The sequence below is a fragment of the Vibrio sp. OPT18 genome, assembly GCF_015163615.1.
Taxonomy (GTDB): Bacteria; Pseudomonadota; Gammaproteobacteria; order Enterobacterales; family Vibrionaceae; genus Vibrio; species Vibrio coralliirubri.
Genome location: NZ_JADDYK010000073.1, coordinates 43,949 through 57,443 on the forward strand (window position 1 = coordinate 43,949; position 13,495 = coordinate 57,443).

The following is a 13,495-nucleotide window of genomic DNA, read 5'->3' on the forward strand; positions in this document are numbered from 1 at the left end:
CGTCATAGTTCCTGTGATTGAGGAAGACGAATCGATTAATAGTAGTGAGTATGATCTACTGATCTTCCACACGCGCTTCAAAAAACGCTATGACAAAGCACCAGACATTACCTTCTTGCGTGAAGAGTTCATGGCACCGGTTTGCTCAACTAGCCTAACCACCAAAGACACCGACCTTGATTCGATCTTAACATTGCCAAGGCTGCATCCAACCTTAGATCATCACGACTGGAAAGTGTGGTTGGCCGATGTTGAATTCCCACCAAAGAAACCCGTCAGAAATACCAGTTTCTTGTCCTTAGATATGGCGCTCAGTGCCTGTTTATCCGGTGAAGGCGTTACGGTTACGGATCTGTTGTTAGTTCAACAAGATCTCCAACGAGGCTTCTTGTACTGCCCTAGAAATGCAAAGATCCAACACAGTGCTTGGACTTACTTCATTCACCAGCGTAGTCATACGCCTATCATCAACGACCTTATTGAATGGCTTAGAGAAGAGACAACGAAAGAGATCGAGTTGCTGAAAGCACTATCCCATCAGAACCATTGGTTTGGTGTTATTAGCGAGCAACAGTAACGATAAGCCTTAAGCTTAGATACAAATAAGCCGCAGAACTTGCTACGGCTTATGCTTTTTACCAGTGGTGTTCGCTCTAGAGAATAAGCATTAAAGCTTAAACATACGTGCACTGCGCGGGGGTAGATTGAACATATGGTAGCGAGAAGAAATGGTTTCCGTCGCGCTGCTTAATACGTCTTTGTATTGAACATGCCAATTGAACTCATGTTGGTAGGTATCAACCGTCACGCCACGCGTTTCTCCACACTTATTAATTCCAACAACGCCTTCTTTGCCACGCTTAAATAACAAAGTACATTGGTCGCTCGAAATCATCGTCATTGATTTACCTTGCATCGCATTATGGAAGCTCAGCATATTCTTCATGTTCGAGCTATTCCAAACATTGGCCCAACGACCGTTATCCTTGTCTTCAGCATCCGGTAGATCATCGCTGTAGATCAGCGGCGTCCCACCATCTTTGCCAAGAATGTAAGCGTAAACAAGCTGCTCATCTTGTGGGTCCATAATTTGGTAACGGAAGCCGTCGTTGGTTGGAATGTCATGTGTGATCGCAAAAGTAATCGAACGGTTGTCATCGAGAGCTTGGCCGTACGCTTTTGGATCATGCAACTGATTCAAACCACCGCCCATTGAGAACGCGGCTCGAATCGACGCAAACAGAGGGAAGTCATACGCAGAGTGATTGGTATTGTTTAAATAAGGTGCTAAGAACGACTCATAACCACTGTTCCCAGCCCCGCCACTGGTAATCACCTCGCCAAACACATGCATGTTCGCGGTGATCTCAGGCGTAAACACTTGATCGATTTGGTACTGACTCATGTGTTTCACTGCATCGATACGGAATCCCTTGATACCCATGTCTTTTAGCGCTTTCAGATATAAGCGCTGCTGTGAAACCACCCAGTTATTTGGATCGAGGTCAGGCAAACCTACATCGCCATCGGCACCACACAAACGCCAGTACTGAACGTGACCAGGGTCGTTCCAATCTGAAATACAGCCCGCGGCATGGAAATCGTTAGCGGAGACAAAACCTTGCGCTAGATTGCCAAACAGAGTCTGGTCAGCATAGTAGCTTGAACGGCTCGCATAATCGTTTAGCACTTCGGTGCCTGGGTAATCCAAGTCACTTCGCTTCCAGCTTTCATTCGCCATATGGTTGAGCACCACATCAGCGTATACATCAACGCCCACGGCTTTAAGTGAGGCAATCATTGCGGCCAAATCTTGTTTATTGCCGAGAGGTGAATCAATGGTTCGAAGATCTTGAGGTTGGTAGCGCGCCCACCATTGGCTGCCGCTCGATTTCATTGCCGGAGCAACCAGTACTTTTTTATAACCGGCTTGAGCAATTTGATTGGCGTTGGCTGTCACATCTGAATACTTCCAGTTGAAAGCGTGCAAGATGGTATCTGCATAAGTAGCTGAACTGAAAGAGCAAAGCGCGAGCGTGGATATGAGTAGGGTATTAATTGGTTTCATAGAACATATCTCTTATTATAAATTCACGAGAATGATATGACTAAGAAAGACAATTAAAACGACCGATAAATCAGAGTTGAATTAGCGTCACCTTCTGTTGATGTTGATTTTATAAAATTGAGCTATGGCCGATCTTATGTGAGATAAAAACGAATCGAACTGAAATGAGAATTAATTGAATCAAGTTGACCAGAACAGGACAAAGACTTTGGTCGGCTCTTCTAAACTAAGTTATCATTCCTGTTCCCTCAACCGATTGATATTTTTATGCCTTCTTTCTCTTTTTCAATGATCCCTGTAGGGGTTCGGTTCATGATCCTTTCTGCTTTTGGATTCGCACTGATGTCAGCTTGTGTGAAATACGTTAGCAACTACGGCATACCTGTATTCGAAATTGTTGCAGCAAGGGCTTTGGTGTCTTTGATCATCAGTTATATCGACGTTAAGCGAAAAGGCATTTCGATCTGGGGAAATAACAAACCTTTGTTGTTTGTTCGAGGCGCAGTTGGCACAGCAGCCTTGATGTGTGTTTACTACGCTGTGACCACTTTGCCATTAGCAGAAGCGACCATTCTACAATACGTGCATCCTGTCTTTACCGCTCTACTTGGTGTGTTGTTCCTGAAAGAACGCGTCCAAAAGTCGACCATGATCTGCATTGCGTTCTGCTTAGCAGGATTATTAGTGATGGTTCAGCCAAGCATCAACAGTGGCGCGAGCAGCGAGTTACCGCTATTTAGCATAATGGTGGCGTTATGTGGCGCATTTGGTAGCTCAATTGCTTATGTGATTGTGAGGAAGCTTAGCCAAACGGAAGACAGTTCAGTCATCATCTTCTACTTCCCACTGGTTGCTCTACCAATCTCAACCGCCCTTATCTGGAACGACTTTGTGTGGCCTAGTTTGTTCCTAACCATGATGTTGGTTCTAGTCGGGATTTTCACACAAATAGGCCAATACGGTTTAACCAAAGCGATGCAAACCCAAGCAGCAGGCAAGACTTCAGCTTACTCATACGTTCAGATCGTATTCTCAGCACTATTAGGTGTGTGGATCTTCAACGAGATTCCATCAGTTTGGACTTACCTAGGTGGTGGTTTAATCGTAACTGGCGCGCTAATCAATGTGTTTGGCAAACAACTGTTGGTGCCGTTTAAAGCTAAGTAAACACCAAGTAAAAGAATTCAACATCAGTTAGCCAATCAGCGATTAAATAGATCGAAAAAGGGCATTGCGGAGTATTCCACAATGCCCTTTTCTATAAATGTTCTCTAACGTGTTTTCATGCCGCTAACCAACTTTAATAAAGCGGCGTATTACGTAACTAACTTGTGGCATTTCGTAACTTGGGATCATCACTCAAATACTCAACAAACTCGATTTCAAAGCCTGCAGGATCCACAAAGTAGACATTTTTTCGATAAGGCTCTTCGGCACCGGGTTTGGCAATTGGGAAGCCCGCATCAACAAGGCGCTGAGTGACACTTTCGATATTATTGGTCACATAAGCGAAGTGCGCGAGGCCAACAGAATGCCCTGCCAAATCTCTATTTTCACCTTCACCGTGATCACTTATTGCTATGTATTGGTACTCGTCGCCAAAATGCAGCCAGTTACGTGGCTTACCTGACCACTCCCCTTTTCCCTCGTCACGGACATACCAATGAGGAAACGCCGCTTTATAAAAAACCAGCATTTCTGGGATATCTTTTACCACTAAATTCACATGTTCAAGTTGGATCATTCTTCTCTCCTTAAAGTATTCTCGTAAGCAACGTTGCATATCCTAATACCTCAAGTTAAGTTGAGGTAAAGCACTAATTTGCATTTATTTCGAGAACATCTTTAGAGCCCAAATTGTCGTATTTTCTGCGATACAAGCTTTAAGTTTAGACGACCTATTCCAATGTGACTGAACTCAGTCATAAGAGTCAGCAAACCCATGGTTTATCACTGAGATTAGACGAGCCAACCACTCCTTTTTACTCAATATATACACATTAACATCCCCTTATTGACTGATACATCAAGTTACAATTCGATTTCATATTAGCCAACAACATTGATCTGGGTTAATAAACTGGTTTCACAATAACCTTATTTTTATTGGGGTCAGATAATTAATAAAAAGGAAGTTAAAGTGAAAAAATTATTAGCACTTGGTATCGCAGCAGTAATCTCGGCTCCAGCAGTAGCCGACCACAGCACAATCAATGGTATGGATTTTGGTCCACTCGCAAAGTTAGTCGGCACATGGAAATCAGTCGAAACTGGCGGCGTTGATATTTCTCCAGGTCAAGAAGGCACAGAAGTGGGCAAAGGTGGCCCCGCAGTCACACCATTTTATGAAGTGATGACATTTGAGGTTGCGGCAGATGCAACCAATGCCAGCGATCAATATCTGGTTGCTCTGTACTACAAGCAAGAAGTATTCAGAAAAGCCGACGACTCTAAATTCCACGATCAACGTGGCTACTTCATCTACGACCAAAAAAATCAGGTCGTCTACAACTCTTACTGTGTACCACGCACCACATGTGTCACCGCAGAAGGCCCTGCTGGCGATACAATGACGTTAGTCGCGTCTAAGCGTGGTATCGCTGAATCCGAATACATGACGGACAACGCAACCACCACGGGCTTCACAATGAACATTAGTATTTCAGACGACACGCTGACGTACTCTCAAACAACAGGCTTAGAGATCTACGACAGCGCATTTGCTCATACAGATTCAAGCACTCTAGTTAAAGTGAAGTAAAACTAAAAAACGCCTTTCGCAGCTCTGTGAAAGGCGTTGTTGATTGAGTCAATCTCTAGAAAATGACAATCAGTATATTCTCCTAAATCGCGACACACATTGGTGTGTTTGAAATAGGGTCTCGAAACACGCTAGCTTTGAGATCAAATACGTTACTGAGCATCGTTTCGGTCATCACCTCATCAGGCGATCCCTCTGCGATTAAGCACCCTTTTTCCAAAACCACTAAATGGTCGCAATAACGACTGGCTTGATTCAGGTCATGCAACACAACAACCACCGTTTTCCCTTTAGCATTCATCTGTTGCATCAGGTTCATTAATTCCACTTGGTGAGACATATCAAGGTATGTGGTCGGTTCATCCAACATCACTACGTCCGTATCTTGTGCAATTACCATCGCAATCCATGCTCTTTGACGCTGGCCACCAGACAGAGACTCAACAGGCTTATCAGCAAACTCAAGCACACCTGTATCTCGCATTGCTTGCTCGACAATCCTTTGGTCGTCCAGCCCTAACCTTCCCCAATGAGAGACATAGGGCGAACGGCCATATTCGACTAATTTTCTGACCGTGATCCCTTCCGGGCTGACCAAGATTTGCGGAAGAAGTGACAACGAACGAGCGAGCGCTTTATCGCCATAGCTTGATAGCGGTTTGTCTTCAAACAACACCTCTCCAGCCACTGGCTTGTTAATTCTGACTAACGTCTTTAACAAGGTAGATTTACCGCACCCGTTAGGTCCTATCAATGCGGTGATTTTTCCCTTAGGGATAGAAACAGACAGGTTCGGTATGATCGTTTGTTTGCCGTACGCGACGGAAAGATTCTGCGTTTTAAGCATGGTTACCAACCTCGATAACGATAGAGAAGAAAGATAAAATATGGCGCGCCAATCACAGATGTGAGAACGCCTGCTGGCAATTCAATAGGGGGTTGTAGACCTCTGGCCAACTCATCAGCGCCTGTAACCAGAATTGCCCCCACCAGTGCAGAGGCTGGGATTAACAACTTATGATTATGCCCAAACAACAAGCGTGCTAAGTGAGGTGCCAATAAACCCACAAAACTGATCGTTCCAGCAACAGAAACGCTAACACTGGCAAGCAATACAGCGGCCAATAACGCAAGAGCTTGAATCTGTTTTGGCTTAGTGCCCAATGTGGTCGCACTTTCCTCGCCAAGCCCCATCACATCCAATCGCCACGCCAACCATAATGCCATGGGTAACAACAAGAGCAGCACACTCCAAATAAACGGGACTTGCTGCCAGTTTCGTCCCCAAAGGCTGCCAGTAAGCCACACCATAGCCGTGTTGATCTCTATCGGGTTGGTGACTAGCAAGAAGTCGATACAACTGGCCAGAAACGCACTCACCGCAATACCAATCAGCGCCAATTTGGCGGGTGTTGGCCTTGACCACCAGGCCAATGCAGCAATCAGTCCAGCAGCTAATACCCCACCCAACATCGCCACCACAGGAAGCACACTGACCGTTGTATTAGGAAACCAGACTAAACTCGCTGTCGCAGCAAGTCCTGCCCCAGCGCTAATACCCATAAGATCAGGCGATGCTAACGGATTACGTATCACGCCTTGCACTAATACCCCTGAAAGCCCTAACCCTGCGCCCACGCTTATCGCGAGCAACATACGTGGTAGCCGATACTGATGGATAACAAAATCGTCACTGGAAAACGCGACCAAATGTTCGATGACTTGAGAAACAGAAAGCGAAGCTGCACCGACAAACAAACCTGCGGATGCCACTAATATGAGAATCCCAGATAACAAAACTATCTTAGTTTGATGATGCATTAAGATCTCCTCGTCGCAATCAAAATAAAACAAGGTGTCCCGAGCAAGGCAGTAATAACACCAACGGGGGTTTCAGTCGGGAAAGCAATCGCTCTCGACAGCGCATCTGACCAAGACACTAATGCTGCGCCTGCCAATGCTGAAATGGGAATCAGTAAATGGTAATTGTGCCCAACCATAGGTCGAACCAAATGAGGCACTAACAATCCAACAAAGCCAATTGGCCCTGCAATAGCGACACTTGCTCCAGCAAGCAACACGATCGTCAGTCCACTCACGAAGCGAGTAAACCGGATGTTACTGCCCAAACCCACAGCAACTTCTTCGCCAAGTGCCAGCAAGTTGAGGTTGCGAGCAAGGCTCATTGCTAACACCAAACCAATCACTACAGGTGGCCAAAGCTGTTGCCATTGCCCATCATCCACACTAGACAGTGAGCCAGTAAGCCAATGCAAGACGCTATAAGCCATATCGTCAGCAAGAATCAGCGCCGCTCGTGTCAGTCCGAGCAATAACGCCGTAATGGCGATACCCGCGAGAACCAAACGTAACGGATGAGAACGTGCAGAGAAAAAACCGCCTAGAAGCATCACAGCACCGCCGCTCAGCAATGCACCAAGAACCGCGTTAAGGATTGGGTTTAGCTCACTGATCACGGGTATACCTATCGCAGCTAACGCCATAAAACAGGCTGCGCCAGCGTTAATGCCAAGAATCGACGGAGACGCGAGTGGATTACGCGTTAATCCCTGCATCAATAACCCAGCGACGGCCAAACTCGCACCAATCAATAGCCCCGCATCAGCTCTTGGGGCTCTTAATGTCGCCAATATTTGATGAGTCATGTTGCTTTCATCAAACGCAAACCAGTAGTGAATCAAGTCACTCAATGTTAATGAGAAATTAGACCACCCAGTCATAGAGGCCGCGTAACCAGACAGTGCCAAACACGACACGAATGCCGTAAATAACGTGACTCGCCACGACAGTATTGGCCAGAATCGCTTACTTTTAGAGAACGACATCGTACTCATGATCGGTCCAAGATCTGCTCAAAATTTTTCGCCATTTGTTCTGCCGCTAACATGCCTCGATTCAATGACCAAAGTGCCGGTGACACTTCTACAACTTGCTGATTTTTAGCAGAGGTTAGTACATTGAATAGCGGATTTTTCTGCCAATCATCAACAATATTTGGATGAGAGTAAGCGCCAAGGAGCAACCAATCCGGATTGGTTTTCAACAACAACTCAAAGCTGGTTGGTAAATATGCCTTCTCTGTTGGTTTCACAATAGGGCTAGCAATACCTAATGTGGTGAGCACGCCTCCTGCGTAAGATGCAGGGCTATGTAACCACATACCTTTATCCGACACGACAGCGAATTGGACGGTTTGTTTGAGCGAGAAATGACTTTTGAATTCAGCCATGACGTGTTGATGTTGTTGGATGCGTTGTTCCATTGACGATTGCTTGTCGAGAGCGATGCCAATCTTGAGTGCAGACTCCAAATTCTCTTGATACGTCTCGCCGCGGCTTTTCAGAAGCAGCGTTGGTGCGATGCGTTGTAGATCTTGATAGACAGTACGATGACGTTCTGCATCTGCAATGATCAGGTCAGGCTTTAATACCGCAATGGCTTCTAGGCTAGGCTGAGAACGCATGCCAACCGATTCCCATGATTGAACCAATTCACGTACCGCCGGAATCACTCTTGAAGCATCATTGTCATCAGCAACGCCAACTGGAGAAACACCCACCGCAGCTAACGCATCTACAAATGAGAACTCCAAGACCACAATACGTTGCGGGGTAGTCGCTATTTCAAACTGACCTTGCTCATCTTGTATGACCCTGGTTTGTGCTGAACTGGAGAATGAGAACAAGTTTAAAACCAGCAAAACTAAGGTTACCGTTATCCTGCTGAATAAAAACGGCCTATTAAATGACAGCAGTCCGCTCGACAGCTGAAATTGATTCGGAAACAAAAGGCGAGAGCTGTTTTCCATATTTAATTTTCCTTAAACGCTAGAACCGTGAAAGCCGCCAAGAGTATTGGCGACTTTTATTCGTTATTACTTTCAATAAATTACGTATTAGAACTGATAATTCAGGTCCAAAGTGTAAGAACGTCCTGGGGCTGGATAACGACCAACGGGGCTGGTATCAATGCCGCGGAAGTAATAGTCCTCATCAAACAAGTTATTCACCGCAAGGTTCATGCGCAGCTTACTGTTTTCATCCTTGTACAAATCCGAGCCTAGGTTAAAGTTCCAGACCATGTAGGCAGGCACTTTACCTGTCGCGCCCGTTGCATCTTCGGCACTTGTATTCGCATTGTCAGAGTAAGACTCGCTGAAGTAGTAACCAGACAAAGTCGTATCTACCTTGCTAAAGGCGTAAGTCGCATCCCAACTAAATTGATGTTTAGACGTATAAGGAAGTTGATTACCTTTGTTTGCACCCTCTTCCTCTAACGTTGCATCTAAGTAGTTATAACCAGCGCCAAGGCTCAAAGCTTGCATCGCTTGAGGAATATAACGACCAGAGAGCTCAACACCTTGGTGAAGGGTTTTACCAATGTTATCGAAAGTTTGGGTAGCACTTTGCCATTGCAGCTGATCTTCAAAATCAATGCGGTAAAGTGCGATGTTAAAGCTTGTTGAATCTTGGTTATAACGTGCACCTAACTCGTAGTTCCATGCGAGCTCACTGCCCTCTTTACCATTAACCTTAATGTTAGATATTTGTGGTGCACGTAAAGATTTCTGTGCATTTGTGTACCCAACCCATTGTTCAGTCAGATGGTATGCCACCGTCAAGCCCGGCAACCACTCAGTCACCTTATTGTTTCTATTCTGTCCTTGGCCTAGATCACTATATGCCATATCAATCGATTCATAGCGAATACCCGGCGTCACTTTCAGTACATCATTGAACAGGCCGATTTCGTTACTGATGTAACCAGCAAAAGCGTCAGTATCTAAGTGCCAATCACGTGGGGTTGTTGTAGCACCACCAGCAATTGGCGTTTGAGTCAGCTTGTAATCGATATCTTCGTTGACGTAGCGTGCCCCAACAATCACATTTTGCGTTACGGTATTTCCGTCAAAGTACATCGCGAGTTTAGGTTCAACACCATAAACAGCAAATTCACGTGGTGACGTACGAATATCGGTTGATGGTAATGCCGGGTCCGCCCAGTGACCGCCAGCGCTGTTAAAGCCCCATTGGAAGAAACGCTCAGAGCGGTGGCCAAACGTCAGTATTTCTAATTCGGCGCTATCTGCAAGATTCAAATCATGCAAATACTTCAGGCTCCAACGCGTTGAAGTGCCTTGATATTCATCGTATGGGCGCTTCGACTGAGTACGATCTTTTTCGTAATCATCCGGCGACAGAGCACCCGGCATTTGGGTGTCGGCATCATAACGTTGAACGAAAGCTTGTAGCTCTTGAGTATCACTCAGTAACCATTGCAGTTTCGCCTGGAAGTTTTTGACATCTGTGTCGGAGTGTTCACGGAAGCTTTCACCTTTTAAGAAGTTACCTTCCACTTGAAGTGCCAGCGTATCGGTTAACCAACCACCCGTGCGCAGGTAAAAATCATTCAGCGGTGTATCGCCATCCTCGAATACAGTAAAGCGGTTACTGATTTCTGTTTGCCACTCGTGTGGAATAGGCTTGGTCACCAAGTTGATCACACCACCGACGTTGTTTGGTCCGTATTGAACCGCCGCACCGCCTCGCACAATATCAATACGATCAAGCATCGACAGCGTTGCCGGGAAAATTGATTGTCCTGTATGACCATACGGTGCCAGTGTAAGAGGAACACCATCCATGAGGAATTGAGCGTGGCCACTGCGACTCGCTTTCAAACCACGCACTGAGATGTTAGGCAAAACACCGGTGCCCGTTTCGTCTTGAACCTTAATGCCCGGCACGCTTTGAAATGCCGAATCAATCGAGAGTGCTGCGGTCTTTTTAATTTGCTCATTAGTCAGGACAGTACGAGCTCCCGGATACTCTTTCACATCCTCAAGCTCTGAATTACCGATCAAGCTGCCCGTCACGACAACCGTTTCCATGGTTGTCGTTTGAGGATCAGACGCGGCAAATGCGCCCATGGAAGTCACCGAAGCTATGGCCATCGCAAGGGCACTTAGACGCAACTTTTGATGTGATTGAGTACAGGGTTTACCATCCAAATTCTGGTAAGGCATGAAAATCTCCTAAATAGGCAAGTTAGGATCAAAGGCCGTGTTTACGATTCGGCGCTTTGATCCTTTGGGCTAAACGGCCTCAAAATGAAGCCAACTGTTCACTCACTCGTAGTGAACAAATCAATCGTTCTTAGAGTCGAACTAGCTCTTAGAAATGAACGAACTCTTAGAACTGAATTAGCTTTTAAAACTGATAGCCGTAGCTGAGCATGAATTCGGCTGCAGCTCCGTAACCGATCTGGTTAGTACCCGACGTGCCGTTGGTTGCACCCAGAATGTATTTCTCATTAAGCACGTTGTAAGCATTCGCTTGAACTTTGTGACGACCCGTGGTGTACGCTGCCATCAAGTCAACCGTGGTGTAGTCACCCAGAGCTACCGCTTCATCATTACCCGCGTAACGGTCGCCTACGTATTTCACGCCACCACCTAAACGCCAGTTGTCATCTAACTGATAAGTGCTCCAAAGAGAGAACAGATGATCAGACACATCGTTTGGCTTTTTGCCTGTCTCTTTGTTCTCCGCGTCTAAATAGCTGTAGCCCACAGAAATGTCCCACTGCTCTGTAAACTGACCTCGAGCTTCTAGCTCAATACCTTGGTGACGAGCCTCGATCTTGTTAACAACGTCTCCGTCTATATTGGTTTCAGGCTGTTCTTGATCAATTTGGAAGATTGCGGCATTCAGCATCAAAGCGTTATCTAATAGGTAAGCTTTTGCACCCACTTCTTTTAGATCGGTATGGAAGAATTCCGCCAATTTAGGATTGATATAAATACCCGAGTAAGGCAGTTGCCATGAACGAGCTAAGCTCGCGTACACTGACATGTCATTGTTGAGACGGTAGACCAAACCACCACGGTAGCTCACTTTGTCATCGTCTAGATTCTCTTTTGCTGAGCCCGCTTTTTGCTGTTCAAGCTCCATCGAGTCGTAACGCACATTGCCGATCACTGAAAGATCACCAAAGGTGTAAACGTCTTGAATGTAGACACCTGTCGTCGTTGTCGTGTTATCACGGAAAGGTTTGAAGCCCGGATCAGGTGTTGGACCTGCGACTGGGTTATAGATATCTTTCGAAGGTAAGGTTTTATCGCTTGCGAGCGTTAAGTCGATATTGATCTGATTGTAATCGGCACCGATCATCATTTGGTTCGAATCGGTCTCCCAAACCAACTCCGATTGAAGAGTGGTCGTGGTGCGAGGATCGTAACCGAAGTTATTTACCGTCTGAGATACTTCATTCCCAGTTACCGTTCCTTGGCGTGTACCCTTTTGCTCAAGCTCGATATGGTTGTATGCTGCGCGGTTTGTCCATGCCCATTCACTATTCAAAAGCCATTCATAATTAACGCCAACACGAATGCTGTCTGACTCTTGATAGTCATTCGTGCCACCGTAAAATGTGCTTTCAGAGACATCGACAGGCTTACCATTCTTTGATGGAACACCACGATATGGCACCAACTCCTGGTGAGCATATTCGACATCGAGATCAATCGTGTGACCATCCGCTGGTAATACACGAATGGTGGGTGCGATAAAGAAGTCATTCGAGTCGACGTGGTCTACATAGGAATCCGATTGTCGACTTTCCACGTTGATACGACCGCTGACTTTGTCACTAAACGCCATCGAACTGTCAACCTGACCAACAAACAGATTGTTGCTGCCAACACTGCCATTAACGTGAGTGAAGTTATCTCCGTTAGCACGCTTGGTGACCAAGTTGATGATACCGCCTGCTGAACCTCGGCCATAAAGTGCGCCCGCAGGGCCTTTTACCACTTCGACACGTTCGATATTCGCTAGGCTTCGGTACGATTGAAGCGTTCCGTCATCACGCATGCCGTCACGGTACATGTCGTTAAGAGCATCAAAACCACGAATCACAAATTGGTCTCGGCTCCCCTCACCCAGGGTATTGTTAACTCCGGCAACACCATCAAGAGCATCCACCAAACGTACAGCACCGCGGTCTTGCATTTCCGTCTTTGTGACCACTGATACTGCCTGCGGTACATCCAACCATTCAACATCCGTTTTGGTACCCGACTGCGGCATATGCTCCGCGTAACCTTCGTACTGGTGACCAATAACTTGCAGAGTTTCGTCTACCGCGACGTCTTCTGCTGCCATTACATTTGACATAGTGGTCATTGCGGTTAATGCGCCTCCAATTGCCAAAGCGAGCGGGGACAAGGCCAATCTAATGTTCATTTTCTAATTCCGTTTTAGTTTATAAAATCACAACAGTGCGAATGAAAACAAATATCATTTGTGTTTGCAATATAAATTTTATGATCTATATTTGTTTCCCTTATGCAACAAGCGTAGTGATAAAATAATCAATAAAAACAAAGCTATAACAAAACACTCTTTCCTTAAACCTTGAAAGAGACCGCTTGGAAGTCATGTGTGAGTAGGTAACAACAACGTTAGAAAATTAGGAAAAGCCCATGAAATCTACGATTATTATCGTGAGTCATGTCGTGAATGACGCAGTCACTCATGGCTTCGTGCCGACAGCAAAAGCGATGGGTCACCACGTCGTTTTAGTCACAGACCAAAAGCTCAACCACTTAAAACTGGCGAATGAAGATGACCGTTTCAATCCAG

11 protein-coding genes are annotated in these 13,495 nt (G+C 45.9%); 3 read left to right on the top strand and 8 right to left on the bottom strand.

Annotation, left to right across the window (positions count from 1 at the left end; genetic code table 11):
- On the top strand, positions 1-577 hold a 577-nt coding region (locus tag IQQ51_RS27345; RefSeq protein WP_265584324.1), incomplete at its 5' end, for a LysR substrate-binding domain-containing protein.
- Positions 578-667: 90 nt separating this feature from the next.
- On the opposite strand, the gene IQQ51_RS18365 is transcribed toward IQQ51_RS27345, so the two are convergent.
- Positions 668-2,068 carry an alpha-amylase family protein gene (locus tag IQQ51_RS18365; RefSeq protein WP_193841767.1) on the bottom strand — a complete coding sequence of 467 codons (1,401 nt, stop codon included), beginning with the start codon at positions 2,066-2,068 and terminating at the stop codon, positions 668-670.
- 267 nt (positions 2,069-2,335) lie between these two features.
- Between IQQ51_RS18365 and IQQ51_RS18370 the strand changes: the two genes are divergently transcribed.
- The gene (locus IQQ51_RS18370) at positions 2,336-3,235 is read left to right on the top strand and encodes a DMT family transporter (RefSeq protein ID WP_193841768.1); all 900 of its coding nucleotides are present in this window, start codon (positions 2,336-2,338) and stop codon (positions 3,233-3,235) included.
- 157 nt (positions 3,236-3,392) lie between these two features.
- Here IQQ51_RS18370 and IQQ51_RS18375 read toward each other — a convergent pair whose 3' ends face one another.
- The gene (locus tag IQQ51_RS18375; protein ID WP_048614864.1) at positions 3,393-3,812 is read right to left on the bottom strand and encodes a VOC family protein; all 420 of its coding nucleotides are present in this window, start codon (positions 3,810-3,812) and stop codon (positions 3,393-3,395) included.
- 396 nt (positions 3,813-4,208) lie between these two features.
- On the opposite strand from IQQ51_RS18375, the gene IQQ51_RS18380 reads away from it, so the two are divergent.
- The gene (locus IQQ51_RS18380; RefSeq protein WP_048614862.1) at positions 4,209-4,829 is read left to right on the top strand and encodes a heme-binding beta-barrel domain-containing protein; all 621 of its coding nucleotides are present in this window, start codon (positions 4,209-4,211) and stop codon (positions 4,827-4,829) included.
- Positions 4,830-4,911: 82 nt separating this feature from the next.
- Here IQQ51_RS18380 and fecE read toward each other — a convergent pair whose 3' ends face one another.
- The 6 genes from fecE to IQQ51_RS18410 form a co-directional block, all read right to left on the bottom strand.
- Complete coding sequence (fecE, locus tag IQQ51_RS18385) at positions 4,912-5,676, bottom strand: Fe(3+) dicitrate ABC transporter ATP-binding protein FecE (RefSeq protein ID WP_050644297.1); 765 nt, start codon at positions 5,674-5,676, stop codon at positions 4,912-4,914.
- Positions 5,677-5,678: 2 nt separating this feature from the next.
- Positions 5,679-6,650, bottom strand: coding sequence for an iron chelate uptake ABC transporter family permease subunit (locus tag IQQ51_RS18390; protein ID WP_193841769.1), 972 nt, complete (start codon positions 6,648-6,650; stop codon positions 5,679-5,681).
- Positions 6,650-7,684, bottom strand: a complete 1,035-nt coding sequence (locus tag IQQ51_RS18395) for a FecCD family ABC transporter permease (protein ID WP_193841770.1) — start codon at positions 7,682-7,684, stop codon at positions 6,650-6,652. The genes IQQ51_RS18390 and IQQ51_RS18395 overlap by 1 nt, the downstream gene beginning before the upstream one ends.
- Positions 7,681-8,658: a Fe(3+) dicitrate ABC transporter substrate-binding protein gene (locus IQQ51_RS18400; RefSeq protein WP_193841771.1), complete on the bottom strand. Its 978-nt coding sequence runs from the start codon at positions 8,656-8,658 to the stop codon at positions 7,681-7,683. The genes IQQ51_RS18395 and IQQ51_RS18400 overlap by 4 nt, the downstream gene beginning before the upstream one ends.
- An 87-nt stretch (positions 8,659-8,745) precedes the next feature.
- The gene (locus IQQ51_RS18405; protein WP_193841772.1) at positions 8,746-10,875 is read right to left on the bottom strand and encodes a TonB-dependent receptor family protein; all 2,130 of its coding nucleotides are present in this window, start codon (positions 10,873-10,875) and stop codon (positions 8,746-8,748) included.
- A 184-nt stretch (positions 10,876-11,059) separates the two neighbouring features.
- Positions 11,060-13,096 carry a TonB-dependent receptor gene (locus tag IQQ51_RS18410; RefSeq protein ID WP_193841773.1) on the bottom strand — a complete coding sequence of 679 codons (2,037 nt, stop codon included), beginning with the start codon at positions 13,094-13,096 and terminating at the stop codon, positions 11,060-11,062.
- Positions 13,097-13,495 lie beyond the last annotated feature (399 nt).

Bases quoted from the DNA above. Each gene is read 5' to 3' on its own strand.
- IQQ51_RS18395 (WP_193841770.1), bottom strand. From the start codon at position 7,684: ATGAGTACGATGTCGTTCTCTAAAAGTAAGCGATTCTGGCCAATACTG.
- IQQ51_RS18410 (WP_193841773.1), bottom strand. From the start codon at position 13,096: ATGAACATTAGATTGGCCTTGTCCCCGCTCGCTTTGGCAATTGGAGGC.
- IQQ51_RS18405 (WP_193841772.1), bottom strand. From the start codon at position 10,875: ATGCCTTACCAGAATTTGGATGGTAAACCCTGTACTCAATCACATCAA.
- fecE (WP_050644297.1), bottom strand. From the start codon at position 5,676: ATGCTTAAAACGCAGAATCTTTCCGTCGCGTACGGCAAACAAACGATC.
- IQQ51_RS18370 (WP_193841768.1), top strand. From the start codon at position 2,336: ATGCCTTCTTTCTCTTTTTCAATGATCCCTGTAGGGGTTCGGTTCATG.
- IQQ51_RS18365 (WP_193841767.1), bottom strand. From the start codon at position 2,068: ATGAAACCAATTAATACCCTACTCATATCCACGCTCGCGCTTTGCTCT.
- IQQ51_RS18375 (WP_048614864.1), bottom strand. From the start codon at position 3,812: ATGATCCAACTTGAACATGTGAATTTAGTGGTAAAAGATATCCCAGAA.
- IQQ51_RS18400 (WP_193841771.1), bottom strand. From the start codon at position 8,658: ATGGAAAACAGCTCTCGCCTTTTGTTTCCGAATCAATTTCAGCTGTCG.
- IQQ51_RS18390 (WP_193841769.1), bottom strand. From the start codon at position 6,650: ATGCATCATCAAACTAAGATAGTTTTGTTATCTGGGATTCTCATATTA.